We start from the raw sequence: 25033 nt of genomic DNA on the forward strand, positions 1-25033 counted from the left end.
CGCATGAAACTGGCCATCGTGGGCTCGGGCATTTCAGGCTTGGCTGTGGCCCACACCCTGAAAGACCATGCCGACATCACCGTGTTCGAGGCGGGCGATTATTTTGGCGGCCACACCCACACGGTGGATGTCACGTTGCCCACGCCGCAGGGCATGGTCACGCACGGGGTGGACACGGGTTTTTTGGTGTTCAACGAACGCACCTACCCCAACTTGATCCAACTGTTTGCCGATCTCAACGTAGAGACGGCGCCGTCGGACATGTCGTTTTCGGTCAAGGTGCCGGGCGCATTGAATGGCAAAACTCTGGAGTGGAGCGGCACCGACTTGAACAGCGTGTTCGCCCAGCGGCGCAACCTGATCAACCCGCGCTTTTGGCGCATGCTGGCCGATGTGATGCGCTTCAACGCTTTGTGCACCCGCATTGCCCAAGAGCAGCGCGAAGCGCAGTTGCAGCAACCGCTGTCTGAATTTTTGCGCAGCCACAAGTTCAGCGAACCGTTTCGCGATTGGTATTTCTTGCCCATGCTGGGTTGCATCTGGAGTTGCCCGACCGACCAGATGCTGCAGTTTCCGGTAGCGACCATGATCCGGTTTTGCCACAACCACGGCCTGATCCAGGTGACGAACCGCCCGCAGTGGTTCAGCGTGGTGGGCGGTGCACGCCACTATGTCGAGAAAATTTTGGCGGGTGTGCATGACAAACGCCTGAACACGCCCGTGCGCCTGATCGAGCGCGATGCGCAGGGTGTGCGCATCGTCACCGACGGCCATGCCGAACGTTTTGACCAAGTGGTCATCGCCACCCACACCGACCAGGCATTGGGTTTGTTGCGCGAGCCCAGCACCTATGAGCGCAGCTTGTTGGGTGCGATCCGCTACCAGGACAACCGCGCTGTGCTGCACACCGACGCCAGCGTGCTGCCCGCCAACGCCAAGACCTGGGCCGCCTGGAACTACGAACGCGCCGCCAGCCACGAGCGCGAATCTTCAAGGGTGTGTTTGCATTACTTGCTCAACCGTTTGCAGCGCATCCCGTTTGCGCAACCCGTGGTGGTGTCGCTCAACCCGTTGCAAGCGATTGACCCGACCACCATCGTGGGCGAATACGATTACGCGCACCCGGTGTTTGACGTGGCCGCCATCGAGGCGCAAAAGCGTTTGCCTTTGTTGCAAGGCCAGCAACACACCTGGTACGCCGGGGCCTGGACAGGTTATGGCTTTCACGAAGACGGCCTCAAGTCGGGCCTGCAAGTCGGGCGCGCCTTGCTCAAGCAAATTCACGAGCAAGCCCAAGTTGACCCGGACAAGTTGACCGCATGAAGCCAGCCACCGCGCTCATCGGTTGGGGCCAGGTGCGCCACACGCGCCATCGCCCGGCGCACCACGCCTTTGTTTACCCCACGGCGTTTTTGATGTTGCCGATGCGCTGTTTGCAAGCAGGCCAGGGCGCACAAGATTTGGCCATCAACCGCCGCGCTTGGTTCGCTTTCCATGACGCAGACCATGGCGATGGCCGCTCAGTCGAACAAGGTGGCGCATTGGCTTGGCTCGATGAGTTGTTGCACCAAGAAGGCATTCACGATGCCACAGGCGAGGTCTGGCTGCAGGCCTTTCCCCGCGTGCTGGGCCATGCCTTCAAGCCCGTGAGTTTTTGGTACGCGCACCGCACCGATGGCAGCTTGGCTGCCATCGTGGCCGAGGTGAACAACACCTTTGGCGAGCGCCATTGCTACCTGCTGCCCGAACCGCAATATGGCCACACGCTGTCGGCTCACAAGGTTTTCCATGTCTCGCCCTTTTGCGACGTACAGGGCGAGTACCGCTTTCGTTTCATGCGCACGCACCATGCTGGGCAAGACCGCATCGTGGCCCGCGTGGACCACACCGATGCCGACGGGCCCCTGATCGACACCAGCTGGAGCGGTGTGCTCGAGCCCGCCACCGCAGCTGCTTTGCGCCGCGTGATGTGGCGCTTTCCACTGCTGACTTTTGGCGTGGTGGCGCGCATCCACTGGCATGCGCTGTTGCTTTGGCTGAAAAAAGTACCGTTCTGGCGCAAGCCCGAACTGCCCCGTGATTTTGTGACCCGATGAACACTGGACCCCACCGGATGCCCACCATGAAGACCGCTGACCCCGCCACTGCAAAGCGAGACCTGAGCGCGGCTGCGCAGATTTCGCACGCCACTTTGCCCAAAGCCGCCACGCGTTTGCTGGGCCTGCTGACCCGTCTGAAAATCGGCACGCTCACTCTGCATGCGCCGGACGGCAACTTTCAGGTCTTTGGCACCCACGAAGCCCCGTTTGCGGCCTTGCACATCCACCGCTGGGACCTGTGCGCCGAGGTGCTCAAGTCGGGCGACATTGGTTTTGCCGAAGGCTATATGGCGGGCGATTGGGACACGCCCGATCTGGCCGCGTTGCTGCGCTTGTTGATCGCCAACCGCACGCAAATCGAGGGGGCAATTTATGGCCATTGGCTGGGGCGTCTGGCCTACCGCATCAAGCATCTGCTCAACCGCAACAACCGGACCAACAGCCGCAAAAACATCCACGCCCACTACGACCTGGGCAATGCGTTTTACGAGCTGTGGCTGGACGGCACGATGAACTACTCGTCGGCCTGGTTCGACGGTGATCACACGCAAGACATGGCCGACGCGCAAAAGGCCAAAGTGCGCCGCGCTTTGCGCATGGTCAACGCGCAGCCGGGTGACCGTGTGCTGGAGATCGGTTGCGGCTGGGGTGCACTGGCCGAGTCGGCCACCACCGAGTTTGGCGCGCACATCACCGGTGTGACTTTGTCGACCGAGCAGCTGGCCTTTGCCCAAGCCCGCATGCAAGCCCATGGCGTTCAGCCCCAAGCTGACTTGCGTTTGCAAGACTACCGCGACATCAATGACGGCCCTTATGACGCGGTCTGCTCGATCGAGATGATCGAGGCGGTCGGGCAAGCGTATTGGCCCACCTACTTTCAGACGGTGTCTCGTTTGCTCAAGCCCGGTGGCCGCGCTTGCATCCAGAGCATCACCATCGACGACGCGCTGTTCGAGCGCTATGTGAATTCCACCGATTTTATTCAGCAGTACATTTTTCCGGGCGGTTGCTTGCCCAGCCCCAGTGAGTTCCGCAAGCAGGCGCAGGCCGCGGGTTTGCAGGTGGTCGATGAGCTGAACTTCGGCCCCGATTACGCCGAGACTTTGCGCCGCTGGCGCGAGGGTTTCATGGCGCAGCTTGATACTGTGCGAACGCTCAATTTTGACGAGCGCTTTATTCGCTTGTGGGCGTTTTACCTGGCGTATTGCGAGGCCGCTTTTGATGAGGCCAATATCGACGTGGTGCAGTTCACCTTGGTCAAGTCGGGCTGATGCACATGCAAACTCACGCGCACGCGCACGCGCACGCGCAGACCACGCCCTTTAAAGCGATGCTGCGCAGGCAGGCGCTGTGGCTGCGTTGTTGCGAGGGTGCCTTTGTGACGGCAATGGCGTGGGCAATGGCATGGGCAATGGCATGGGCAATAGCATGTGCGATGGTGACGGGTGTTGCGCAGGCGCAAGCCCCAGCCAACGTCCATGCCAACGCCAACGCCAACATGGCCGAGGCCCAAGCCACCCCCTTGGGCAACTCGAATGCCCAGTACAGCCGCCCCGAAGTTGCCGCACTGCGAGGTGCCGTGCCCACAGCACCTGTGCGTTTGCGTGTCTGGGGGTTCGAGGTCTATGACGCCCGCTTGTGGACGCCACTGGGTTTTCGGCACAGCCAAGCCGCGCAGTTTCCGTTTGCGCTGGAGCTGCAATACCTGCGCCGCCTTGAAGGCGCGGCCATCGCCAGCCGCTCGATTGACGAAATGCGGCGTGTGGGCCTCTTCACCGATGCCCAGGCACAAAGCTGGTTGATGGCCATGCGCGAGTTTTTCCCCAACGTGAGTGCCGGGGAGCGCATCACGGGCGTGAATTTGCCGGGCGAAGGGGCAGAGTTTTGGGTCAATGGTCAGCGAGTGGGCGCGGTGAAAGACCCCGCCTTTGCACGCTTGTTTTTTGGCATCTGGCTCGATGAACGAACGTCTGAGCCCAAGATGCGCGCGCAGCTGCTGCAAGGTCTGCAGCCATGAGCACAGCAAGCGCAATCTGGCATGGTGCTGCGCAGCGCCATGCCGCGGCAGCCTACGGTTTGCTGGGCTTGCCGTTGGCCTTTGTGGCCTTGCCGGTTTATGTGCATTTGCCCAATTTGTATGCCCAACAACACGGCGTACCGCTGGCGGCGTTGGGGGCGGTGCTGCTGCTCAGTCGCAGCATTGATGCCGTGGTTGACCCGTGGCTTGGTCGTTGGGGTGATCGCTTGTATCGCCATTCATGGCGTGCCGTTTGGCTGACGGCTGTGTTGTTGGCCTTGGCCGTGGCACTGGGTTTTGCCGCCTTGTTTTTTCCACCTGCATCGGCGCTGTCGCCTGCAGGCTTGCTGGTCTGGATGGCCGCAGCGCTCACCCTCAGCCACTTGGCCTACAGCGGCTTGGGCATCTTGCACCAGGCGTGGGCCGCACGGCAGGGTGGCGGTGGCGTGGCGCAAAGCCGCTGGGTCGCTTGGCGCGAAGGCTTTGCTTTGGTCGGCGTGTTGCTGGCCTCGGCGCTGCCTGCACTTTGGGGTTGGACGTTGACGACCGCCTTGCTGGTTTTCATGCTGGCGCTGGGCTTGCTCAGCTGGCAACGAACGGCACACCAGGCAGCCAGGTTGGCCGCAACCCCGGCAGGGCGTGTCGCCCATGCTCACGATCACGATCACGATCACGATCACGATCACGATCACGGTGCCCGCGAAGCCATAAGTCTGTGGCAACCCTGGAAGCACGCGGGCTTTCGCCGTCTGTTGCTGGTGTTCATGCTCAATGGCTTGGCCAGTGCGGTGCCGGCCACTTTGGTGCTGTTTTTTGTGCAAGACCGCTTGCAGGCCCCCAAGGCCATGGAGCCGCTGTTTTTGGGCTTGTACTTTGCCGCCGGTGCCTTGTCTTTTCCGTTGTGGCTCAAGGTGATTGATCGCATTGGGCTGTTGCGCACTTGGGCCACTGGCATGGCCGTGTCTGTCTTGGCCTTTGTCAGCGTGGTCACGCTGGGCGCTGGCGACACCACAGGCTTTTTGGTGGTTTGCGCGGTGTCGGGGATGGCTTTGGGCGCAGACCTCACGGTGCCCGGTGCCTTGCTCAACCAGTTGATTGATCGCTGCGGTGAGCGTGGCCGCACGGACGGCGCTTTCATGGGCTGGTGGAATCTGGCCACCAAACTCAATCTGGCACTGGCTGCAGGCTTGTCCTTGCCCCTTTTGGGCTTGTGGGGCTATGCCCCGGGCCAGCAGGGTGCCGACGCTGTGCTGGCGCTGGGCTTGGCCTATGGCTTGCTGCCCTGCGTGCTCAAGCTCTTGGCCGGGCTGGCTTTGTACGGGTGCTTGATGCGTCGCCCGGATTTGATTTTGGGGCCTGAAACGGCCCACCCTTCGGCATGAAGCCGCTTTGACATTCGACAACGGGAGCCCTCCATGAGCCACAACAACGCCACGATCCACCGCCGCACCGCCTTGACCCGCCTGGCCGTTTTGCCAGCGGTGGCGGCCACACCTTTTTTGGCCAGTTGTGCCGGGCCTCAGGTGCAAAGTTATGCGCATGAAAAGCCGCAATTGGACCTGCGCACTTACTTCAATGGCACGCTGGACGCTTGGGGCGTTTTTACCGACCGCGGTGGCCAGGTGGTCAAGCGCTTCACGGTGGTCATGACATGCACATGGCAAGGCGACGAAGGTGTTTTGGACGAGGCCTTTGTGTACTCAGACGGGACAAAACAGCGGCGCATTTGGCGGCTCAAAGCCGGGCCCAACGGCACTTACACCGGCCATGCCGATGATGTGGTGGGCGAGGCCAAGGGCCAAGTCAGTGGCAACGCGTTCCGCTGGGGCTACACGCTGGCGCTGCCGGTTGATGGCCGTGTCTGGCATGTCGACTTTGACGACTGGATGTACCTGATGGACGAGCGCGTCATGCTGAACAAAGCCACCATGAGCAAGTGGGGCGTGAAGCTGGGCGAAGTCACTTTGTCGTTCACACGCCGCACGCCTTTGGCGGCCCAAGCGGTTTGATGCGCATGAGCTCCAACCCGCAGCCCGCACCTGCCGCCGCCGTGCGCAGCTGGCTGCAATTGAACACGCCCATCACCGATTGGCAAGGCCGTCGGGTCTGGTTGGTGGGGGCGTCTACCGGCATTGGACTGGCTTGTGCGCAGGCCCTGCGAGCGGCCGGTGCGCAGGTGGTGGTGTCGGCCCGCAACGCGCAAGGCGTGCAAGACTGGGCCGCACAAGATGTGGGTGTGCAGTGGCATGCGCTCGATGTGGGTGAGCCTTTGCAAGTGCAAGCCACAGCGCGCGCCATCTTGGCTCAAGGCCCGCTTGACTTGGTGGTCTATGCCGCTGGTTATTACCAAGCGCAACGCGCCACAGCCATGGACATTGATAACTTGTTGCAGCACGACAAGGTCAACTATCAAGGTGCGTTGCAGGTCATCCATGCGGTGCTGCCCAGCATGTTGGCGCGGCAAAGCGGGCACATCAGCTTGCTCAGCAGCGTGGCGGGCTGGCGCGGCTTGCCCAATGGCTTGGCCTACGGCCCGACCAAGGCAGCACTCACCCACTTGGCCGAGACGCTTTACTTGGACTTGCAAGACCAGGGCATCGGCGTGAGCGTGGTCAACCCCGGTTTTGTGGCCACGCCGCTGACGGCGCAAAACCAGTTCACCATGCCCGCGCTCATCAGCCCTGAGCAAGCTGCACGCGAGATGCTCCAGGGCTGGGCACAAGGCCAGTTCGACATTCACTTTCCCAAACGCTTCACGCTGTGGCTCAAGCTGCTGCGCTTGTTGCCCTACCGCCTGTACTTTCCACTGGTGCGCAAGTTCACGGGCCTGTAAGCCTGCATTGAAAGCCTCTCATGGACACCCGACAAGCCACACACCAACTGGCCATATTTTTTGAATCGTTGTCACCGCAAAGCGTGTCGCAGTTGCACACGCTTTATGACGCGCAAGCCACGTTCAAAGACCCGTTCAACGAGGTACAAGGCCTGACCGAGATCGAGCGAATTTTTCGCCACATGTACGTGGCGCTGGACCAGCCGCATTTCATCATCACCGGGCAGTTGGTCGATGGGGCGCAGGCTTTTTTGACTTGGGAATTTCGCTTTCACTTCAAGCGCTTTGACACCACCACCTTGCAAACCGTGCGCGGCGCAAGCCATGTGGTGTTCAACGAACAAGGGCTGGTGACCTTGCACCGCGATTATTGGGACGCGGCAGAAGAGCTGTACGAAAAATTGCCGGTACTGGGCGGTGTGATGCGCTGGCTCAAAAAACGGGCGAATAGCTGAACGCCATGCGCCCGTGCGAGCCCTGTGCCTGTGGGCCTGTGAGCCCGGTGCGGGTCCGTCAGCCTGGCAAGCTGTCCATAAAGCTCTGCCGCTGCGACAGTTTGTCGTGCAGCTTGTGCAGGTTCGGGTAAGGCGTGCGCCAATCGATTTGTGGAAATCGGAAATCCAGATAAGCCACGGCGCAGCCTACAGCGATGTCAGAAAGACTCAGGTGAATGCCCGAGCAAAACGCTTTCTCGCCCAGACCATGGCTCATGGCCTGCAAGGCGTGCTGTATTTTGTCCAGTTGGCGGTCAATCCAGGCTTGGCTGCGTTCGCTGTCTTTGCGGTCGGGCCAGACGGTTTCCATGCGGGCCAGCAAAGCGGCATCCAACAGGCCATCGGCCAAGGCCTCCCAGGTTTTGACTTCAGCGCGTTCACGGCCTCCGGTGGGAATCAGCTTGCCCACGGGCGACAAAGTGTCCAGATATTCCACGATGACGCGCGAATCAAAAACCGCCTCGCCCCCCTCCATGACCAAACAAGGCACCTTGCCAAGCGGGTTGGACGCGTGGATGTGGGTGGTGTTGGACCAAACGTCTTCCGTCACAAACTGGTAGTCGAGTTTTTTCTCGGCCATGACGATGCGCACCTTGCGGACATAGGGACTGGTGACGGAGCCGATGATTTTCATGTTGAGGGAAGTCTGAGCAGAATGGCTGTCGATTCTAGAGGGTTCAGTTGTGCTCCCCCTGACAAGCCTGTGGATACCCGTGGACCGGGCATGGCAGCGCTGGGAATTACAATCAAAGGATGAATTTCTCACCTATTTCCGCTCTCTCGCCGCTGGATGGCCGTTACGCCAGCAAACTCAACGCCCTGCGTCCTCTGATGAGCGAGCAAGGCTATATGCACCGCCGCGTGCAGGTCGAGATCGCTTGGTTCATTGCCTTGTCCGATGCCGGGTTTGCAGAATTCAAACCCTTGTCGCCAGGCGCACGCAGCTACCTGACAGCACTGGTGAAGAACTTTTCTGAGGCCGATGCTGTGGCCATCAAAGAGTTTGAAAAGGTCACCAATCACGACGTGAAGGCCGTGGAGTACTGGATCAAATCCAAGTTCAAAGACCGCCCTGAGTTGGAGCATGTGGGCGAGTTTGTGCACTTTGCCTGCACCAGCGAAGACATCAACAACACCAGCCACGCTTTGCAAATCAAGGGTGCCCGCGCCCAAGTGATCTTGCCCGGTCTGGACGGTTTGATCACCAAGCTGCGCGAGATGGCGCACACCTTTGCCGAGGTGCCCATGCTCAGCCGCACCCACGGCCAGACCGCCAGCCCCACCACCGTGGGCAAGGAAATGGCCAACGTGGTGATGCGTCTGAACGGTTGCCGCGAGAAGATCGCTGCCGTCAAGCTCATGGGCAAGATGAATGGCGCTGTAGGCAACTACAACGCGCACCTGTCGGCTTGGCCCGATTTTGATTGGGAAGCCTTTGCCAAGCGCGTGGTCGAAACCCCCGAGCTGAGCGAAACCCAAAGCAGCCAATGGGGCTTGGGCCTGACCTTTCAGCCCTACAGCATTCAAATCGAGCCGCACGACTACATGGCCGAGTTGTTCGATGCCGTGGCGCGCACCAACACCATCTTGATCGATTTGTCGCGCGACATCTGGGGTTATGTGAGCCTGGGTTATTTCAAGCAGCGCTTGAAGGCCGGTGAGATCGGTTCGTCCACCATGCCGCACAAAGTCAACCCGATCGACTTTGAAAACGCCGAAGGCAATCTGGGCCTGGCCAATGCCGTGCTCAAGCACCTGAGCGAAAAATTGCCCATCAGCCGCTGGCAGCGTGACCTGACCGATTCGACCGTGCTGCGCAACATGGGCGTGGGCCTGGGCTACACCGCGCTGGCCTATGCCTCGCTGATGACCGGTTTGAACAAGTTGGAGTTGAACGAAGAAGCGCTGGCCGCTGACTTGGACGCCGCTTGGGAAGTGCTGGCCGAGCCCATTCAAACCGTGATGCGCCGCTATGGCGTGCAAGGCGCTTACGAAAAGCTCAAGGAAGTCACGCGAGGCAAGACCGTCACCGCCGCCGATTTGCATGGTCTGATTCAGGGCCTGGAGATCCCGCAAGCCGACAAGGACCGTCTGCTGGCCATGACGCCGGGCAGCTACATCGGTAAGGCCGCTGAGCTGGCCCGCCGGGTCTGATGGGTTCACATGGCCCTCAAATCCACCATCTACAAAGCCAACTTGTCGATCGCTGACATCGATCACAGCTGTTACGAAGACCACCAACTCACCTTGGCCCGCCACCCCAGCGAGACCGACGAGCGCATGATGATCCGCCTGCTGGCGCTGGCCATCAACGCCTACAAATTGCAGGCGGTGTGCAAGGGCGATGGCAAGCTGGCCTTTGGCGCGGGCCTGTCTGATCCGGACGACCCGGATTGCAGCTTGCGCGACTTCACGGGCCGCACGCGCGTGTGGATCGAAGTCGGCCAGCCCGAAGACAAGCCCATCATGAAAGCCTGCCAAAAGGCCGATGAAGTGCTGTTGTATTGCTTCAACCACGCGGCTGAAGTCTGGTGGAAGGGCATCGAGACCAAGCTCACTCGCTTGGACAAGCTGCAAGTTTGGCGTGTGCCGACCGAGGGCTCACAAGAGCTGGCCAAACTGGCCGAGCGCAGCATGCAATTGCAAGCCACGGTGCAAGAAGGTTCTGTCACCTTCAGCAGCGACAAAGGCAGCGTGCACATTGAGTTGATTCGCTGGAAGTAAAACCGGCCGCGTGCTGGCCACGCGGTCCATGCGGGTGCTGTGCCTTGGCCAGTACGAGTCGAGGTTTCGACCTACAAATCCAGCTTGGTTTGTGCCTCTGCGGCTGCCTTGGCCCATTGCCGTTCTTCGGCAGCCCGCTCGGCATATCTGTTGAAGCGCCACGAGGTGCCATCGGCTGTGATGCGCTGCCAGATGCCGCGTTTCTCACCGGGTGTCATTTCTATCCACAACTGCACTTCTTCAAAACTGCGGCCACAGCCTTTGCAGGTTTCGTCGCCCTGGCTGGTTGAGCAAATGGCGATGCAAGGCGTGTCGGGTGTGGTGATGTACCAGTCTTGCCAGGCTTCGGCCGCCGCTAACGGCAGCGTGAATTCATCCGCCAGCTCGTGCTTGTAATAGACCATCAGCGCATACACCTCGGCCAAGGCACGCAGCTCGCGCGGCAACGAAACCCCATCGGGCGAGGGGTTCTTGACGCGCCAGTGGTTGATGGCGGCTTCGATGTCGGTGATGTGGATTCCGGCCATGGTGTGTGTGGAGCAGGACGGCGATCATAGCGCCTTCACGGTCACCAAAAGGGCATGAAACGAACATTCAATGCCCCCAAACTTTTCAGGGTGAAACCAAAACAAGGTTTAATCCGGGCCTGAAGGGGAGTAGCTCCCTGTCGCCGAGGTCTGCAAATGGACCCGGTTTTGATAAGCCGTCAATACGTTGCGCAAGCTTCCGGTTTATCAGGCACAAGCCACGCTTGTTGCTGAGCAAGACCTTCGATCCAAGCCTGTCAAGGGGCGGGTTGATCTTGCTGCGTACGGCACTTTTGCTGTTTGCACACTTCCCACTTATCTCGAGCAGGTTCACGACATTCGAACCGGAGTTTCTCATGGAATTTTTATCTGCACCCTGGTGGTCGGCATTGCTGGCCATTATTTTGATTGATTTGGTGTTGGCGGGCGACAACGCCATCGTCATTGCCCTGGCCGCGCGCAGCCTGCCTGCCGACCTGCAAAAGAAAGCCATTTTTTGGGGCACCGTGGGGGCCATTGCCGTGCGCGGCGTGATGACCATTGGCGTGGTCTGGCTCTTGCAAATTCCCGGCCTCATGCTGGCCGGTGGTTTGGGCTTGTTGTGGGTGGCTTACAAATTGTTGGCCGACACGGGCCATGACGATGACCACGGCCCTGTCGCCAGTACTTTCTGGGGTGCCATGAAAACCATCGTGGTGGCCGATGCGCTGATGGGCGTGGACAACGTGTTGGGCGTGGCCGGTGCCGCACACGGTGCGTGGGATCTGGTGATCATTGGTTTGTTGATCAGCGTGCCGATTGTGGTGTTTGGCAGCTCTGTGGTGCTCAAGCTGGTGGAGCGGTTTCCGATCATCATTCAGTTGGGTGCCGCCGTGCTGGCTTTCACCGCTGCCAAGATGGTGGTGACTGAGCCTTTGCTCGACAGCTTCTTTGACGCACCTTCGCAGGCCGTTTGGCGCTGGGCCACTTATGTCGTGTCTGTTGTGGCGGTCTTGGGTGCGGGTTGGCTGACCAGTCGAAAGGCGACCACCAACGCTTGACGGGTCAGCGCTCGGTCTGTGACTCTCGCACCAGCGCTTGCACCTGCCGCAGCCGGGTGTCCACAATCGAGGCTTCGATGTGGTCACCGGCTTGCAAGCGGTTGCTTTTGGCCCACTCTTGTGCGGCCCTGAAACGGTCAACCGCACCGGTCCAGTCCATTCGGGCCATTTGGGCTTCGCCCTCGGCACGCAGCGCAGGCAGGGTTTGGCCTTGCAGTGCCAACATGCGGCTCAGGGTGTTCCAGGCTTGCGCATCGTGAGGCGCTTGTGTGACTTGCTCGCGCAATTGTTGCGTGATGCTGTTGCGTGCCGGGTGCGTTGGCAGCCGCAGCAAAGCCTCGGCTGTGGCCATCAATTCCGGGCGTTGCAGCGGCTTGTTGTTGTTCAAGGTGTCCAGCACTTGCAAGGCGTGGTCAAACCGTTCTTGCTTGGCCGCCACCTCGGCTTGAAGCAAAGTCACCAGACGCTTGGCCTCAGGTGTGCTGGCTGCCAACGCGGACAGAGCTTGCAACTGACGTTCGGCGGAGGCCGTGTCTCTGAGCTGCAGGTGCGCCAGTGTGGCGGCGTACAAAGCCCCGGCTTTTTGAGCCGGTGTGGCCTGTGCCGAAGTGGCCTTGCTGTCTTGTGTCCAAGCCCTCAAGGCCTCCACACTGTTTTGCGACATCACCTTGGCACGGGCGGCCAGCATAGCTTGCACCAAGTCCGCTGGCACACGCGAAGTGCTGCTGCTCAGCTGCAGGCGCGCCTGCATGTCGGCGATGCGCTCGGTGGTCAAGGGGTGGCTGCGCAGGTAGGGAAAAGCGCCGTTGTCGTTCACGCCTGCGGCTTGTTGCAGCTTGGCGAACATGCCTACAAAGCCTTGTGGGTCATAACCGGCGTCGGTCAGTACCCCATAGCCCACCCGGTCGGCTTCACGCTCCATGTCGCGTGAATAGCTCAGCTGCGACTGGATTGCCGCTGCTTGCCCGCCCACGATCAGGCCTTGTGCGGCTTGGGGGTTCTTGCTGATGGCCAGCGCCCCCAGAATCATCGAGCCAATGACCAAGGGCGTCATCTTGCCTTGCTCGTCCATCGACCGTGCAATGTGACGTTGCGTGACATGGCTCAACTCGTGCGCCAGCACCGAAGCCAGTTCGTCGTTAGAGCCGACCACCGCGATCAAGCCCAAATGCACACCCAGATAGCCGCCGGGCAAGGCAAACGCGTTCACCGACCGATCACGGCCCAGCAAAATGCGCCAGGCAAAACGCGCCTGCAAATCGGGCGACAGCTCGCCACGGGCCGCAGCCGCTTTGACCAACGGTGCCCACAGCCGCTGAATGTACTCATCCAGAACCGGGTCTTCCAGATAATCCGGGTCGCGGTACAGCTCGCGTGCAATGCGGTCACCCAATTTGCGCTCGGCGCTGAGTGAAATGCCTTCGCTGTTACCCAAGGACGGCAAAGCGTTGGTCTGGGTCCAGCCAGGTTGCAAGCCCAAGGTCCCCAACAGCAAGACCAGCATCAGTTTGGAAGGGCGGAAGGTGTTTTTCAAGGTGATCGACGTCCGTGGATTGACCGGTTGGTGGCCGTATGATGCGCCATTCTTGTCAACCTTTTGTAAATGGTTTTAACCCATCTCAGCCATGACCCACTCTAGCGATGTCTTGACCCATTTTGACGCCCAAGGCCAGGCCCACATGGTGGACGTGGGCAGCAAATCCAGCACGCGCCGCATCGCGGTGGCCACCGGCCGCATCGAGATGCTGCCCGCCACGCTGGCGCTGATCCAATCGGGCACCGCCAAGAAAGGTGACGTGCTGGGCATCGCCCGCATCGCCGGCATCCAGGGCGCCAAGAAAACCAGCGACCTCATTCCTCTGTGCCACCCGATCGGCTTGACCCGTGTGGCGGTCGAGTTTGAGGTGCTGACCGCAGATAACGCGGTGGTCTGCACCGCCACGGCCGAAACCATCGGCCAAACCGGCGTCGAAATGGAAGCTCTGACCGCTGTGCAAGTGGCTTTGCTCACCATTTACGACATGTGCAAAGCCGTGGACCGGGGCATGACCATCAACGGAGTGACCTTGCTGGAAAAGCACGGGGGCAAGTCGGGGAGTTTTGTGGCTGACCGATGAACTTGGCTAAACCCATGACGTGGAGCGGTCGCTTTAGCGGGTGTGTGCCGGCCGGGGTCAGTAGCCTCGCGCTTGCACTCGTCTCTTCCACACTTCCCATGGGCGTCCCAGATGCTCGTCGTTCATGTCCGACGTTGACTGGGCTTCTTCAGGTGTGAGGTAGTTGATCTCCCCCAAGCGCATGGCCTCACTTTGCAGGCGAGCGTTGCTTTCGGTGTAAATCGCGCGAAATACCACCTGCTGAATAGAAAACCCCACCACCACATTGCCGTGCCCCCGAAGCAGGGCTACGGCAGAGTTGCCTAGATCCCGCGCCAACGCCTGGCCCAGAGCCTGGTTGCGGATCAGCAAGTCACTGTTCTCACCCGCCGCATGTCGGATCTCAAACACCGGCACCTGTGCGCCAAGAAAACCGCTCATATGACAGATTGGCCGCAGGCGCGTACCCGTCACACCAAAAGGAATGACCGCAGGTGAGTGACTGTGAATGACTGCCATCACATCAGGCCGACAGCGGTAAATTTCACTGTGGATAAAACGTTCAACATAGGTCTTACGGCCCTGATCGTCATGAACGTTGCCGTCCAGGTCACAGGTCAAAATATCATCCGAAGTCACCAAGCCCGGAGCCATGCTGCGAGCGATCAAAAATCGTCCAGGGTCGCGGTCGTTGCGCACACTGATGTGTCCAAAGCCGTCAAGCACGCCTTCGTTGACGAGAATGTGGTTGGCGATGACGAGGTCGTCGATCACAGATGGATTGGCGTTAAGGTTCATTTCATGTCTCCCGTCGTCTCAGTGTTTTCTTGAATTGCATTTATTTTGGAAATGATTATCGTCATAAAAGAAATTTCAGCAAAAAGAGGAAAATCATGAAACCACGGCCACATACCTTCGCCAGCTTGGCACTTGGGATGATTTTGTCATTGCAAGCCATGGCGCAAAGTTTTCCGCAAAGGCCTATCCAGCTGGTCGTGCCTGTCTCGGCGGGTGGAGGCACCGATGTGATGGCTAGGGCTGTCGGCCAAAAGGTGGGCGAGTTGCTGGGGCAGTCCGTTGTGGTGGAGAACAAAACGGGGGCGGGCGGCAATATCGGTGTCGAGTACGTGGCCAGGGCCAAGGCCGACGGTTACACCCTGCTGTTTTCTCCTAGCACCATCGCCACCAATGTGGCCGTTTATCGCAAGCTACCGTATGACTTGCTTAAGGATTTTCAGACCGTTGCCCTGGTTGGGCAGACCGATGTAGTGCTGGTGGTCAACGCTTCAATCAAGGTCAACACACTTAAGGATTTTGTAGAGCTTGCGCGCAGCAAGCAGGGGGCTCTTAACTACGGTTCGGCAGGCATGGGCAGCTCTCAGCACCTGACGGCAGAGTACTTCAACCAGTTGGCTGGAACCAGCGCCAACCACGTTCCCTATAAGGGCCAGTCGCAAGCCATGAATGATCTGGTCGGTGGCCAATTGGATTACATGTTCAGCCCTTTGCAAAATGCCCTGCCCTTCATCAAGCAGGGCCGTATACGTGCGGTAGCTTTGGCTGCTAAACAGCGGCACCGCGATTTGCTTCAGGTGCCCACCTTGGGTGAGTCGGGCTATCCGGGCGCCGAGGTTTCGAATTGGTTTGCGCTCTACGCTCCAGCAGCAACACCTTCGACGGTGGTCAAGCCCTTGCATGCCGCTTTTACCAAAGTTTTAAAACAGCCAGAAATGAAAGACAAGCTAGAAGGGATGGGGTTCGATATCGTTTACACCACCCCTGACCAGGCCACCGACTTTATGCGCTCTGAATTGGTGCGTTGGTCACGTGTGGCTGCCCATGCCGGCATCAAGGCAGAGTGAACGCCAGCACATCTTCAGCGTGTTGGCAGCGGCTCCGCCGGGAACGCCGCACGCCACCGGGCCGAGTGCAGGTCCACCAAATCCTGCCTGCCCAGCCTGTGTGCACTCAAAATCAGTTGGCGCACCACCTGGGGTTCTGGTGAGTAGTGCAGCATCTCTTGGCTGGTGGCCAGCACCCAAGGCGCGTTTTCGGGGGTGATGCGGGTCATGGTCAGCTCGGCAAAAACGGCGGATCGTTTGAAAAACCAGCTGCTGTGCGCTGTACCCAGCGGATCGTCACGCCACACCGGCCAGCGCTGAGCGGCGGGCATGTAAATCTGCCTGGCGCGGGCATAGTCCGCGCCCACCAGAAAGACGATTGTCAGAATCAGGCCACCTGCCAGTTGCAAGCCGCGCGATGGCACCGCCTTGAAACCCGATGCGGGGGCCAGCAACAACACCCCGCACAGCAACACGGCCATCTGGAAGGGGCCGTACCAAAGCGGAAATTCCAGCAAGCTGTGCAAGCCGATCACGGCCAACACCGACCAAGCCAATTGGTGCGCGGGTACGCGACTCAACCAGGGGCGCGCCCAAGCCAAGGCGGCCAGCAAACCCAAGCCCAAAGCGATGGCCAAAGGCACACCCAAAGTCACCGCGAGGTGCAAAGGCAGGTTGTGGGCGTTGCCCAGAATTTCACAGAATCTTTTTTCGGGACCACCACCGTAGGCCGTGATGTAGTGGGCGTATTTGAGTTCGCCCCAACCCCAACCCGTCCAGGGTTGTTGGCTGATCAACGTCAGCACATTGGCCCACAGTACGCGTCGGCTGCTGCAACCTTCGTTGTGGCCCATGCGGGTCAAGGCGTCGATGACGTCTTGCCCCGACAACACGCTCAAGCCCCAAGGCAATGCCCAGTTGGCCAGCAGGTACACCGCCAAGGCCCAAAAGGCCAGGCGTGGGGACAGTTTTGACGTTTGCAATCGGCTACGCCAGGCCCAGAAGATGATCAAGCCGCACACCAACAGCATGTGCAGCAAGCCTGTGCGCGATGTGGTGGCCGCGTTGCCAATGGCCAGCAACGCGAGCATCCACAGCGCATGCAGGGTTTTGAGCCCATAGGCCTGCCACCACAGCAGGGCCAGAATGCCGATGCCCAGCAGCGTGGCGAGCTGATTGCGTTGGCGCAAATTGGCGTTGGCTTCGCCCAAGCCGGGCACATGCAGCCAGGCGCTGAAGGCTGACGCCGCACCGAAGTACTGGATCAGGCCCATCACGCTGCTGATCAATGCAGCGACAACCCATGCGCGTGCGATGTCCAGGGGCTGTATGCGTTGGCCCCACACCAACAGCAGGCCAATGCAGGCCCAGCTGACCAGCAACGGCACCGTATTGGCTTGCGGCGAAGGTGACCATGGCGCGATCCAAGGCAGAACCATCCATGCGCCCATGAGCCAACTTGGAAGCGAAGTCGCTTTCCTGTCAGGGCTTGTGGGTGTTGGGCTCAACAACATGCGGTTATCACCATGAAAAACGCCCTGGTTTCAGCAGGGCGTTGGGGCGTGCAAAAAACGTTCAGGACGCTTTGCAGGATGCGGGCAGGTACTTGACAGGCAAGCCATTGCTGCTGGCAGGGCCGCAGCGCCAGCCCGAGATGGTTTTGCCGCCATCGGTGCTGCCGTTGATGGGCGTGTCACCGGTTTGCAAAGGCGTCAGTGTTATGGCATTCGCCGATGCGCTGGTGCTGCCGCGCAAGGCTTCGTGCTTGCCGACCACGGTGATGACGCCATTGCCATCCACAGTCACGCTGGCCACGTATTTGCTGTCTTGGCTTTCGCAAACCCTGGGCAAAGCCGCAGACACGTTGGCATCGGAGGATGAGCTGACGGCCTCATTGACCGCAGTTTTGCAACCGTTGGTGGCCAGCAGCATCTCAGAGGCCTTGGCCCGAATGGCGTAGTCCTGGTAGGCCGGCAGCGCCAGCGCACCCAGAATACCGATGACCGCGATCACGATCATCAACTCGATCAATGTCAAACCGTTTTGGTTTTTATTCATGGCTTTTCTCCCTGGTGAATGGGTTTCGATGGTAATTCAATCACCAGACGAACTCCACCATGAAGACGTCCAAACAGATCACTCAGCCGAAAGCTCGGGTTTCTTGGCCGAGGCCATTTTGCCGATGCCCAGAACCAAAGCAGCGCCCAGTGCCGGTCCTGCATAGTGCAACCAGCCATTGGCTTCAACGATGGATTTGAGTGCAACGTCGCTGACGATGGTTTCACCTGCAACCCAGCCGATCAGGCCTGCGCCGAACCAAATGATGATCGGGAAGCGGTCCATCAGCTTGATCATGAGCTGGCTGCCAAAAATGACCAGAGGAATGCTGATGGCCAAGCCGAGAATCAACAAGGTCATGCTGCCCTTGGCTGCGGCAGCCACGGCGATCACGTTGTCCAGGCTCATCACCAGATCGGCAATCAGAATGGTACGGATGGCGACCCACAGACCGGCCTTTTCGCTGCCGCCTTCGTCGCCTTCGTCATCGCCATGCAGCAGTTGCGTACCCACCCACAGCAACAAGATGCCGCCCACGATTTGCAGGTAAGACAGTTCCAGCAGTTTGGCCGCCACCACAGTCAGGCCAATCCGCAGTACCACGGCGGCGCCTGAGCCAAAAATGATGGCTTTCTTTTGCTGTTCGGCAGGAAGTGAGCGGGCTGCCAGCGCGATGACGACCGCGTTGTCGCCTGACAAGATGATGTTGATCCAGATGATCTTGATCAGACCGATCCAGAATTCGGGGTTTTGCAGCAGTTCCATTGTTGTTCTCCGTCGCTATAAAAAGCCAAAGCGCTGGCAACCTGCGTTGACAGCGCTTTGAAATGCAGGTGCTCGAGTTTAACGGGCCGTATCTTGCAATGGCGTGCGTAATTGCCCTTATGGGCAGACCTCAAGAGGCCCTGCCTGGGTTTGTCTTGATCAGTTGGTGACAGACCCGAAGATCTGTCCCCAAAGTCATTACTTCAGCTGAGCTTTGAGCAGTTTGCCCAATTCAGAGGGGTTGCGTGTGACGATGAAGCCGCACTCTTCCATGATGGCCAGCTTGGCATCGGCCGTGTCGGCACCGCCAGAGATCAAAGCACCCGCATGGCCCATGCGCTTGCCGGGAGGGGCAGTCACACCAGCGATGAAGCCAACCACGGGCTTCTTCATGTTGGCTTTGCACCACATGGCGGCTTCGGCTTCGTCTGGACCGCCGATTTCACCAATCATGATGACGGCGTCGGTGTCTGGATCGTCGTTGAAAGCGCGCATCACGTCGATGTGCTTCAAACCGTTGATCGGGTCGCCACCGATACCAACGGCGCTGGACTGGCCCAGGCCCACTTCGGTCAACATCGCCACGGCTTCATAGGTCAAAGTGCCCGAACGGGACACCACGCCAATGCGGCCTTTGCGGTGGATGTGACCGGGCATGATGCCGATCTTGATTTCGTCAGGGGTGATGAGACCGGGGCAGTTGGGGCCCAGCAGCAAGGTTTTCTTGCCGCCAGCGGCTTCCTTGGCCTTCATCTTGTTGCGCACTTCGAGCATGTCACGCACTGGAATGCCTTCGGTGATGCAAATCGCCAGATCCAAGTCGGCTTCAACGGCTTCCCAGATGGCAGCGGCTGCGCCTGCGGGTGGCACGTAAATCACGGACACGGTTGCGCCAGTTTGCGTCGCGGCTTCTTTGACCGAGGCGTAGATCGGGATGTTGAAGATGGACTCGCCAGCCTTCTTGGGGTTCACGCCGGCCACGAAGCAGTTTTTACCGTTCGCGTATTCCTGGCACTTTTCAGTGTGGAATTGACCGGTTTTGCCAGTGATGCCCTGGGTGATGACTTTGGTGTCTTTGTTGATGTAGATGGACATGTTTGTTCCTAATCAGTTGCGAACGGCGCGTTCAGCACCGTTCAGCAAAGTCATTACTTAACGGCTGCGACGATGGCTGTCGCGGCTTCGGCCATGGTGTCGGCAGAGATGATCGGCAGACCGGATTCGGCCAGCATTTTTTTGCCCAGCTCGTCGTTGGTGCCCTTCATGCGCACGACCAGCGGCACGGACAGGTTCACGGCCTTGCAAGCGGTGATCACGCCAGTGGCGATGGTGTCGCACTTCATGATGCCGCCGAAGATGTTGACCAAAATGCCTTTGACATTCTTGTTGGCCAACATGATCTTGAAGGCTTCGGTGACTTTCTCAGCCGTTGCGCCGCCGCCCACGTCCAAGAAGTTGGCAGGCTCGCCGCCGAACAACTTGATGGTGTCCATGGTGGCCATGGCCAAGCCAGCGCCGTTGACCAAGCAACCGATGTTGCCGTCCAGGCTGATATAGGCCAGGTCGAACTTGGAAGCTTCCACTTCAGCGGGATCTTCTTCGTCCAAGTCGCGGTACGCCACGATTTCGGGGTGACGGAACAAAGCGTTGGCATCGAAGTTGAACTTCGCGTCCAAAGCCATCACGTTGCCCTTGCTGTCGCGGTTCAGTGGGTTGATTTCGACCAACGAAGCGTCGGTTTCCATGTAGCACTGGTACAGCTTCTTGAAGATGTCCACGGCTTGAGCGGTGGAATCTGCGGGCATCCCGATGGCGTCAGCGATCTTCTTGGCTTGGGCATCGCCCAGACCGGTCAAGGGATCAATAAACTCGGTAATGATTTTCTCGGGGGTGCTGTGAGCCACTTCCTCGATGTCCATACCGCCTTCGCTCGAAGCAATGAAAGCGATCTTTTGTGTGGCGCGGTCGGTGACCACAGACACGTAATATTCTTTGTTGATGTCAGCGCCGTCTTCAATATAAAGGCGACGGACTTTTTGGCCTTCTGGACCAGTCTGGTGGGTCTTGAGCTGCATGCCCAGGATTTCGCCGGAAATGCGCTTGACGTCTTCGATGGTTTTAGCAACCTTGACGCCGCCGCCTTTGCCACGGCCACCCGCGTGGATCTGGGCCTTGACCACCCAAACCGGGCCGCCCAGTTTTTGAGCGGCTTCAACCGCCTCTTGAACGGTGAACGCCGGAATGCCGCGTGGAACTGGCACACCGAATTGACGCAAGATTTCCTTGCCTTGGTACTCGTGAATCTTCATGAGGTCTTCTCTCAGAGGGGTGGAAATTCGACAGGTCCGCCGGGATGCCTGAATCAATTTAGGCCCGCCAGCAGGCTCTGGACACTGCAGCTTGCGACTGTATCATGCTGCAATGCACCAATCCTGAGCCTTGCGTCTTACATTGACATGACGCTGGCAGCTGGAATTCTTGAGAAAGTAGGAGCCATGGCCAAAATATTCATCGACGGCGAAGCGGGAACGACCGGTTTGCAAATCCGCGAGCGCTTGGCGTTGATGCCCCAGATCGACGTGCTGAGCATTGACCCCGCTCGCCGCAAAGACCCTGAAGCCAAGCGCGAGCTGATGGCCACCGCCGACTTGGTGGTGCTGTGCCTGCACGACGATGCCGCCATCGAGTCGGTGGCCATGATCGACAGCCTGCCCGGGCGCAAGCCCCGCATCGTGGATGCCTCGACCGCGCACCGTTGCCACCCCAATTGGGTGTTTGGCTTCCCGGAACTGGCGGCTGACCAGTCGGCTGCTGTGCAGCAGGCCGAACGCGTGGCCAACCCCGGCTGCTATGCCACGGGCGCGATCGCCATCTTGCGGCCTTTGATCGACGCCGGTTTGTTGCCGGTCGACTTTCCGGTCTGTTTGCCATCGGTCAGCGGATATTCTGGCGGTGGCCGCAGCATGATCGAAGACTACGAAGCGGGCAAAGCCCCCTTGTTTGAGTTGTACGGCCTTGGCCTGCAGCACAAACACATCCCAGAAATCATGCGGTATTCGGGACTGACTTGCCGCCCTTTGTTTGTGCCGTCAGTGGGCAACTTCCGTCAGGGCATGCTGGTGCAACTGCCCTTGCATCTGGACAGCTTGCCCGGCAAGCCCACTGGGGCCGATCTGCACGCCGCCTTGGCTGCGCACTATGCGGCCAGTCAGGCAGCGGGCGGCTGGGTGCGTGTAGAGCCTGCGACCGACAACCTGAAGCTGGATGCTTTGGCGCTGAACGACACCAATCAACTTGAAATTCGTGTGTTTGCCAATGAGGCCCATCGCCAGGCGGTGGTCATTGCCCGCTTGGACAACTTGGGCAAAGGCGCCAGCGGCGCGGCGGTGCAAAACATCCAGTTGATGCTGGGTTTGTGACGGGCGATTTGCAAAGCGTGTCACCCAGCACAGGGTCACGCCCTGTAGTTTTCAAGATACTGAAACCATCGACAGCGCCTTTTGGCGGCTTTTCTCGCTCAGTCTTCGTCGGCGCCTTGCACGATCTTGCGCACCACCTCGGCATTGAAACCACGGGTCATCAAAAAGCGAATTTGTTTGCCCCGTTCATTCGGGTCGGCTGCAGGGCGGTCAAATTTTTTGCGCCAAACGGCCAGTGCGCGGCTGAACTCGGTTTCTCGCAGCCCCTCTAGTGCGACAGCCACCGCCTCACCCGACAAACCTTTGGCCGCCAGCTCTTGCTTGACGCGTGCTGCCCCCAGCTTGCCAGAGCGGCGGTGCACGACCGACTCAATCACCCTGCCCTCGTTGATGAAGTCCCGCGCTTGCAGCTCATCAAGCGCTTTGGCCAGCTCGCCTGGCACCTCTTCATGGGGTGCCAGTTTGCGTTGCAGCTCGGCGCGCGAGTGCTCGCGCTGGCTCAAAAGGCGCAATGCGCGCCCCTTGAGCGAGGGTTGAAAGCCGGGCTTGTTCATGCGGGGCTGTTGTGGCGTGGGCTCAGTCGGCCTTGACGGTGGCGATGGCCGATTCCAGCAAGCGGATGCCCAGCGATTCGCGCACCTTGTTTTCGATCTCGCGGGCCAGCGCTGGGTTTTCGCGCAGAAATTCACGGGCGTTGTCACGGCCTTGGCCGATTTTTTCACCTTGATAGGCGTACCAGGCCCCCGATTTGTCGACGATCTTGGCGGTCACGCCCATGTCGATGACTTCGCCTTCTCGGCTGATGCCTTCGCCAAACAGGATGTCGAATTCGGCCGTCTTGAAGGGCGGCGCCACTTTGTTCTTGACCACTTTGACCTTGGTCTCGTTGCCGATTGCGTCGTCACCCTTTTTGATGGTGCCAGTGCGGCGGATGTCCAGACGGACAGAAGCGTAGAACTTGAGCGCGTTGCCGCCGGTGGTGGTTTCGGGGCTGCCAAACATGACGCCGATCTTCATGCGGATCTGGTTGATGAAGATGACCGTGCAGTTGGTCTTTTTGATGGTGGCGGTCAGTTTGCGCAGGGCTTGGCTCATCAAACGCGCTTGCAGGCCGGGCAGGCTGTCGCCCATATCGCCTTCGATCTCGGCCTTGGGGGTCAGGGCGGCCACCGAGTCGATGACAACCAGATCGACCGCACCGGAGCGCACCAGGCTGTCCACGATTTCAAGCGCTTGCTCGCCAGTGTCGGGCTGGCTGACCAGCAGCTCTTGCAAGTTGACGCCCAGGTTTTGCGCGTATTGCACGTCCAGGGCGTGTTCGGCGTCGACAAAGGCGCAGGTGCCGCCCAGGCGTTGCATTTCCGAGATGACTTGCAGGGTCAGGGTGGTTTTGCCCGAAGACTCTGGGCCGTAGATTTCGATCACGCGGCCACGGGGCAGGCCGCCCACGCCCAGCGCGATGTCCAGGCCCAAAGAGCCGGTGGAGACGACCTGGATGTCGGCGATGACTTCGCCTTCGCCCAGACGCATGATGGTGCCTTTGCCGAATTGTTTTTCAATCTGGGCCAGGGCGGCTTGCAGGGCTTTGGACTTTTCGCTGTTGTCGTCGCTCATGGAAATCTCCTTGAATATCAATGGTTTGGGGCACCGGGCTCAGCGGGGATGCGCTGTTGACTGGATGCTTGAACAGTACTGTAAACGAACTGTATAAACCTGTGAACACTATTTTTGGTCAGTTTGCCTTATCATTCGCATGATGAGCCAGCCCCTCGAATCAACGCCCAGCGAACAGCCCGATTGGGCCGATGACCGATGGCGACAAACGCATTTGGGCCGCTTGTTTGGGCATGCCATGCGCCGCTTTGACGAACGCGTCTTGTACTTAATGGCTGGTAACGAGGGTGTGCCATTGGCCTTGGCCAATCTGGCGTCACGCGATCAAATCAGCGCTGCACACATTCACATCACACGGCATTTGGCGCTGGAGGGTTCGCGCCTGACCGATCTGGCCCGAGCCGCAGGCATGAGCAAGCAGGCCATGGGGGATTTGGTGAACCAGTGTGCCGCTTGGGGCCTGGTGGAACGAGAGCCGGATTTGACCGATGCCCGAGCGCGGCGCGTGGTGTTTACGCCTGTTGGCCTGGCTTGGTTGCAGGCATTCAAGGATGCGGTCGCGCAAGCCGAGGCGGAGTTCCGCGATGCGGTGGGCAAGGATGTGGCGACCGTGGTCGCCTTGGGTCTGGAGGCTTATGCGCACTGACAGAACACGAGAAAGCCGTCATGGCTGTTCAAACAGATCGCGCGGCCACCTCTGAAGCGCCCGTGCCAGACACTAGAATTGCAGCAGCTCGGTACAGACAGGCCCGACCGAGCTGCACCCACAATAACAGGAGACAGACATGCGAATTCTGATAGCCGAAGATGACCAGGTGCTTGCCGACGGCCTGTTGCGCACCTTGCGCAGTGCTGGTGCGGCGGTGGACCATGTGGCCAGTGGCAGCGAGGCCGATGCGGCCTTGATGACCAACAACGAATTCGACTTGCTGATCTTGGATCTGGGTTTGCCCAAGATGCACGGCCTGGAAGTGCTCAAGCGCTTGCGTGCCAGAGGCTCCACTTTGCCGGTGTTGATTCTCACGGCGGCAGACAGCGTGGAGGAGCGCGTCAAAGGGCTGGACTATGGCGTTGACGATTACATGGCCAAACCCTTCAGCTTGCAAGAACTCGAAGCCCGCGTGCGCGCCCTCACGCGGCGCGGCATGGGCGGTGCCACATCGCAAATCAAGCATGGCCCCTTGATTTATGACCAGTCTGGCCGCGTGGCCACCATCGACGGCAAGATGGTCGAGTTGTCGGCCCGCGAGCTGGGTTTGCTGGAAGTGCTTTTGCAGCGTGCAGGCCGTCTGGTCAGCAAGGACCAACTGGTCGAGCGCCTGTGCGAATGGGGCGAAGAGGTCAGCAACAACGCGATCGAGGTGTACATCCACCGCCTGCGCAAGAAGATCGAAAAAGGCCCGATTCGCATCGCCACGGTGCGTGGTCTGGGCTATTGCCTCGAAAAAATCCCGGGCTGAGCGCCTGGTGATTTGATCCCCATCGCCACCCGATTCAGGACAACGC

At 59.5% G+C, this 25033-nt stretch carries 27 protein-coding genes; 16 read left to right on the forward strand and 11 right to left on the reverse strand.

Annotated elements, in window-relative coordinates:
• Window positions 1–3: 3 nt before the first annotated feature.
• From BN3544_RS00805 to BN3544_RS00840, 8 genes are all read left to right on the forward strand, one after another.
• Window positions 4–1323, forward strand: a complete 1320-nt coding sequence (locus tag BN3544_RS00805) for an NAD(P)/FAD-dependent oxidoreductase (protein ID WP_026036644.1) — start codon at window positions 4–6, stop codon at window positions 1321–1323.
• The gene (locus BN3544_RS00810; protein WP_019429961.1) at window positions 1320–2096 is read left to right on the forward strand and encodes a DUF1365 domain-containing protein; all 777 of its coding nucleotides are present in this window, start codon (window positions 1320–1322) and stop codon (window positions 2094–2096) included. Before BN3544_RS00805 ends, BN3544_RS00810 begins: the two co-directional genes overlap by 4 nt.
• Window positions 2097–2113: 17 nt before the next feature.
• Window positions 2114–3370, forward strand: coding sequence for an SAM-dependent methyltransferase (locus BN3544_RS00815; RefSeq protein ID WP_019429960.1), 1257 nt, complete (start codon window positions 2114–2116; stop codon window positions 3368–3370).
• A gap of 140 nt (window positions 3371–3510) precedes the next feature.
• Window positions 3511–4116 (forward strand): chalcone isomerase family protein, encoded by a 606-nt coding sequence (locus tag BN3544_RS00820; RefSeq protein ID WP_155820478.1) that lies wholly within the window; start codon window positions 3511–3513, stop codon window positions 4114–4116.
• Entirely contained in the window at window positions 4113–5498 is a 1386-nt protein-coding gene (locus BN3544_RS00825; protein ID WP_019429958.1) for an MFS transporter, read from the forward strand. The genes BN3544_RS00820 and BN3544_RS00825 overlap by 4 nt, the downstream gene beginning before the upstream one ends.
• A gap of 33 nt (window positions 5499–5531) precedes the next feature.
• Window positions 5532–6125 (forward strand): DUF3833 domain-containing protein, encoded by a 594-nt coding sequence (locus BN3544_RS00830; protein WP_019429957.1) that lies wholly within the window; start codon window positions 5532–5534, stop codon window positions 6123–6125.
• A gap of 53 nt (window positions 6126–6178) precedes the next feature.
• Window positions 6179–6949, forward strand: coding sequence for an SDR family NAD(P)-dependent oxidoreductase (locus BN3544_RS00835; RefSeq protein WP_026036643.1), 771 nt, complete (start codon window positions 6179–6181; stop codon window positions 6947–6949).
• A gap of 20 nt (window positions 6950–6969) precedes the next feature.
• Complete coding sequence (locus tag BN3544_RS00840) at window positions 6970–7404, forward strand: nuclear transport factor 2 family protein (RefSeq protein WP_019429955.1); 435 nt, start codon at window positions 6970–6972, stop codon at window positions 7402–7404.
• 58 nt (window positions 7405–7462) lie between these two features.
• Here the strand turns inward: BN3544_RS00840 and BN3544_RS00845 are convergent, their stop codons facing one another.
• The gene (locus BN3544_RS00845; protein ID WP_019429954.1) at window positions 7463–8077 is read right to left on the reverse strand and encodes a glutathione S-transferase family protein; all 615 of its coding nucleotides are present in this window, start codon (window positions 8075–8077) and stop codon (window positions 7463–7465) included.
• A gap of 119 nt (window positions 8078–8196) precedes the next feature.
• On the opposite strand from BN3544_RS00845, the gene purB reads away from it, so the two are divergent.
• On the forward strand, window positions 8197–9597 hold the full coding sequence (gene purB, locus BN3544_RS00850; RefSeq protein WP_019429953.1) for an adenylosuccinate lyase: 1401 nt from the start codon (window positions 8197–8199) through the stop codon (window positions 9595–9597).
• Window positions 9598–9606: 9 nt separating this feature from the next.
• Complete coding sequence (locus BN3544_RS00855; RefSeq protein ID WP_019429952.1) at window positions 9607–10167, forward strand: YaeQ family protein; 561 nt, start codon at window positions 9607–9609, stop codon at window positions 10165–10167.
• Between the two features lie 71 nt (window positions 10168–10238).
• Here the strand turns inward: BN3544_RS00855 and BN3544_RS00860 are convergent, their stop codons facing one another.
• Window positions 10239–10694, reverse strand: coding sequence for a DUF3717 domain-containing protein (locus BN3544_RS00860; protein ID WP_019429951.1), 456 nt, complete (start codon window positions 10692–10694; stop codon window positions 10239–10241).
• Window positions 10695–11050: 356 nt separating this feature from the next.
• Here BN3544_RS00860 and BN3544_RS00865 point away from each other — a divergent pair, with 356 nt between their 5' ends.
• Window positions 11051–11734, forward strand: a complete 684-nt coding sequence (locus BN3544_RS00865) for a TerC family protein (protein ID WP_019429950.1) — start codon at window positions 11051–11053, stop codon at window positions 11732–11734.
• Between the two features lie 4 nt (window positions 11735–11738).
• Here BN3544_RS00865 and BN3544_RS00870 read toward each other — a convergent pair whose 3' ends face one another.
• Complete coding sequence (locus BN3544_RS00870) at window positions 11739–13238, reverse strand: M48 family metalloprotease (protein ID WP_019429949.1); 1500 nt, start codon at window positions 13236–13238, stop codon at window positions 11739–11741.
• Window positions 13239–13359: 121 nt separating this feature from the next.
• Here BN3544_RS00870 and moaC point away from each other — a divergent pair, with 121 nt between their 5' ends.
• A complete protein-coding gene (moaC, locus tag BN3544_RS00875) occupies window positions 13360–13851 on the forward strand; it encodes a cyclic pyranopterin monophosphate synthase MoaC (protein ID WP_019429948.1) in 492 nt (163 codons plus the stop codon).
• Window positions 13852–13908: 57 nt separating this feature from the next.
• On the opposite strand, the gene BN3544_RS00880 is transcribed toward moaC, so the two are convergent.
• Window positions 13909–14628 (reverse strand): class II aldolase/adducin family protein, encoded by a 720-nt coding sequence (locus BN3544_RS00880; protein WP_019429947.1) that lies wholly within the window; start codon window positions 14626–14628, stop codon window positions 13909–13911.
• A 29-nt stretch (window positions 14629–14657) separates the two neighbouring features.
• On the opposite strand from BN3544_RS00880, the gene BN3544_RS00885 reads away from it, so the two are divergent.
• Entirely contained in the window at window positions 14658–15692 is a 1035-nt protein-coding gene (locus tag BN3544_RS00885) for a Bug family tripartite tricarboxylate transporter substrate binding protein (protein WP_155820476.1), read from the forward strand.
• A gap of 14 nt (window positions 15693–15706) precedes the next feature.
• Here the strand turns inward: BN3544_RS00885 and BN3544_RS00890 are convergent, their stop codons facing one another.
• The 5 genes from BN3544_RS00890 to sucC all read right to left on the reverse strand — a co-directional run bounded on the left by BN3544_RS00890 (window position 15707) and on the right by sucC (window position 20803).
• Window positions 15707–17122, reverse strand: coding sequence for a PglL family O-oligosaccharyltransferase (locus tag BN3544_RS00890; RefSeq protein ID WP_019429945.1), 1416 nt, complete (start codon window positions 17120–17122; stop codon window positions 15707–15709).
• Between the two features lie 124 nt (window positions 17123–17246).
• Window positions 17247–17729 (reverse strand): pilin, encoded by a 483-nt coding sequence (locus tag BN3544_RS00895; protein WP_019429944.1) that lies wholly within the window; start codon window positions 17727–17729, stop codon window positions 17247–17249.
• Window positions 17730–17807: 78 nt separating this feature from the next.
• Entirely contained in the window at window positions 17808–18494 is a 687-nt protein-coding gene (locus tag BN3544_RS00900; RefSeq protein ID WP_019429943.1) for a TerC family protein, read from the reverse strand.
• A 198-nt stretch (window positions 18495–18692) separates the two neighbouring features.
• On the reverse strand, window positions 18693–19589 hold the full coding sequence (sucD, locus tag BN3544_RS00905; RefSeq protein ID WP_019429941.1) for a succinate--CoA ligase subunit alpha: 897 nt from the start codon (window positions 19587–19589) through the stop codon (window positions 18693–18695).
• A 53-nt stretch (window positions 19590–19642) separates the two neighbouring features.
• Window positions 19643–20803: an ADP-forming succinate--CoA ligase subunit beta gene (gene sucC, locus BN3544_RS00910; protein WP_019429940.1), complete on the reverse strand. Its 1161-nt coding sequence runs from the start codon at window positions 20801–20803 to the stop codon at window positions 19643–19645.
• Between the two features lie 186 nt (window positions 20804–20989).
• Here sucC and argC point away from each other — a divergent pair, with 186 nt between their 5' ends.
• Window positions 20990–21913 carry an N-acetyl-gamma-glutamyl-phosphate reductase gene (gene argC / locus BN3544_RS00915; protein ID WP_019429939.1) on the forward strand — a complete coding sequence of 308 codons (924 nt, stop codon included), beginning with the start codon at window positions 20990–20992 and terminating at the stop codon, window positions 21911–21913.
• Between the two features lie 98 nt (window positions 21914–22011).
• Here argC and recX read toward each other — a convergent pair whose 3' ends face one another.
• Window positions 22012–22467 (reverse strand): recombination regulator RecX, encoded by a 456-nt coding sequence (recX, locus tag BN3544_RS00920; RefSeq protein WP_019429938.1) that lies wholly within the window; start codon window positions 22465–22467, stop codon window positions 22012–22014.
• Between the two features lie 22 nt (window positions 22468–22489).
• Window positions 22490–23527, reverse strand: a complete 1038-nt coding sequence (gene recA, locus BN3544_RS00925; RefSeq protein ID WP_019429937.1) for a recombinase RecA — start codon at window positions 23525–23527, stop codon at window positions 22490–22492.
• Window positions 23528–23666: 139 nt separating this feature from the next.
• On the opposite strand from recA, the gene BN3544_RS00930 reads away from it, so the two are divergent.
• Together BN3544_RS00930 and BN3544_RS00935 are read left to right on the forward strand one after the other, a co-directional pair.
• Window positions 23667–24173 carry a MarR family winged helix-turn-helix transcriptional regulator gene (locus tag BN3544_RS00930; RefSeq protein ID WP_019429936.1) on the forward strand — a complete coding sequence of 169 codons (507 nt, stop codon included), beginning with the start codon at window positions 23667–23669 and terminating at the stop codon, window positions 24171–24173.
• Between the two features lie 139 nt (window positions 24174–24312).
• Window positions 24313–24987 carry a response regulator gene (locus BN3544_RS00935; RefSeq protein ID WP_019429935.1) on the forward strand — a complete coding sequence of 225 codons (675 nt, stop codon included), beginning with the start codon at window positions 24313–24315 and terminating at the stop codon, window positions 24985–24987.
• The last annotated feature ends 46 nt before the right edge of the window (window positions 24988–25033 follow it).

The sequence above is a fragment of the Limnohabitans sp. Rim47 genome (assembly GCF_001517545.1).
Classification (GTDB): Bacteria; Pseudomonadota; Gammaproteobacteria; order Burkholderiales; family Burkholderiaceae_C; genus Limnohabitans_A.

Bases quoted from the DNA above. Each gene is read 5' to 3' on its own strand.
- BN3544_RS00825 (WP_019429958.1), top strand. From the start codon at position 4,113: ATGAGCACAGCAAGCGCAATCTGGCATGGTGCTGCGCAGCGCCATGCC.
- BN3544_RS00820 (WP_155820478.1), top strand. From the start codon at position 3,511: ATGGCATGGGCAATAGCATGTGCGATGGTGACGGGTGTTGCGCAGGCG.
- BN3544_RS00815 (WP_019429960.1), top strand. From the start codon at position 2,114: ATGCCCACCATGAAGACCGCTGACCCCGCCACTGCAAAGCGAGACCTG.
- BN3544_RS00900 (WP_019429943.1), bottom strand. From the start codon at position 18,494: ATGGAACTGCTGCAAAACCCCGAATTCTGGATCGGTCTGATCAAGATC.
- BN3544_RS00830 (WP_019429957.1), top strand. From the start codon at position 5,532: ATGAGCCACAACAACGCCACGATCCACCGCCGCACCGCCTTGACCCGC.
- moaC (WP_019429948.1), top strand. From the start codon at position 13,360: ATGACCCACTCTAGCGATGTCTTGACCCATTTTGACGCCCAAGGCCAG.
- recA (WP_019429937.1), bottom strand. From the start codon at position 23,527: ATGAGCGACGACAACAGCGAAAAGTCCAAAGCCCTGCAAGCCGCCCTG.
- BN3544_RS00895 (WP_019429944.1), bottom strand. From the start codon at position 17,729: ATGAATAAAAACCAAAACGGTTTGACATTGATCGAGTTGATGATCGTG.
- sucC (WP_019429940.1), bottom strand. From the start codon at position 20,803: ATGAAGATTCACGAGTACCAAGGCAAGGAAATCTTGCGTCAATTCGGT.
- BN3544_RS00805 (WP_026036644.1), top strand. From the start codon at position 4: ATGAAACTGGCCATCGTGGGCTCGGGCATTTCAGGCTTGGCTGTGGCC.
- BN3544_RS00935 (WP_019429935.1), top strand. From the start codon at position 24,313: ATGCGAATTCTGATAGCCGAAGATGACCAGGTGCTTGCCGACGGCCTG.
- BN3544_RS00860 (WP_019429951.1), bottom strand. From the start codon at position 10,694: ATGGCCGGAATCCACATCACCGACATCGAAGCCGCCATCAACCACTGG.
- BN3544_RS00870 (WP_019429949.1), bottom strand. From the start codon at position 13,238: ATGCTGGTCTTGCTGTTGGGGACCTTGGGCTTGCAACCTGGCTGGACC.
- BN3544_RS00930 (WP_019429936.1), top strand. From the start codon at position 23,667: ATGATGAGCCAGCCCCTCGAATCAACGCCCAGCGAACAGCCCGATTGG.
- BN3544_RS00840 (WP_019429955.1), top strand. From the start codon at position 6,970: ATGGACACCCGACAAGCCACACACCAACTGGCCATATTTTTTGAATCG.
- BN3544_RS00890 (WP_019429945.1), bottom strand. From the start codon at position 17,122: ATGGGCGCATGGATGGTTCTGCCTTGGATCGCGCCATGGTCACCTTCG.
- BN3544_RS00855 (WP_019429952.1), top strand. From the start codon at position 9,607: ATGGCCCTCAAATCCACCATCTACAAAGCCAACTTGTCGATCGCTGAC.
- BN3544_RS00865 (WP_019429950.1), top strand. From the start codon at position 11,051: ATGGAATTTTTATCTGCACCCTGGTGGTCGGCATTGCTGGCCATTATT.
- BN3544_RS00810 (WP_019429961.1), top strand. From the start codon at position 1,320: ATGAAGCCAGCCACCGCGCTCATCGGTTGGGGCCAGGTGCGCCACACG.
- sucD (WP_019429941.1), bottom strand. From the start codon at position 19,589: ATGTCCATCTACATCAACAAAGACACCAAAGTCATCACCCAGGGCATC.
- purB (WP_019429953.1), top strand. From the start codon at position 8,197: ATGAATTTCTCACCTATTTCCGCTCTCTCGCCGCTGGATGGCCGTTAC.
- argC (WP_019429939.1), top strand. From the start codon at position 20,990: ATGGCCAAAATATTCATCGACGGCGAAGCGGGAACGACCGGTTTGCAA.
- BN3544_RS00880 (WP_019429947.1), bottom strand. From the start codon at position 14,628: ATGAACCTTAACGCCAATCCATCTGTGATCGACGACCTCGTCATCGCC.
- BN3544_RS00845 (WP_019429954.1), bottom strand. From the start codon at position 8,077: ATGAAAATCATCGGCTCCGTCACCAGTCCCTATGTCCGCAAGGTGCGC.
- recX (WP_019429938.1), bottom strand. From the start codon at position 22,467: ATGAACAAGCCCGGCTTTCAACCCTCGCTCAAGGGGCGCGCATTGCGC.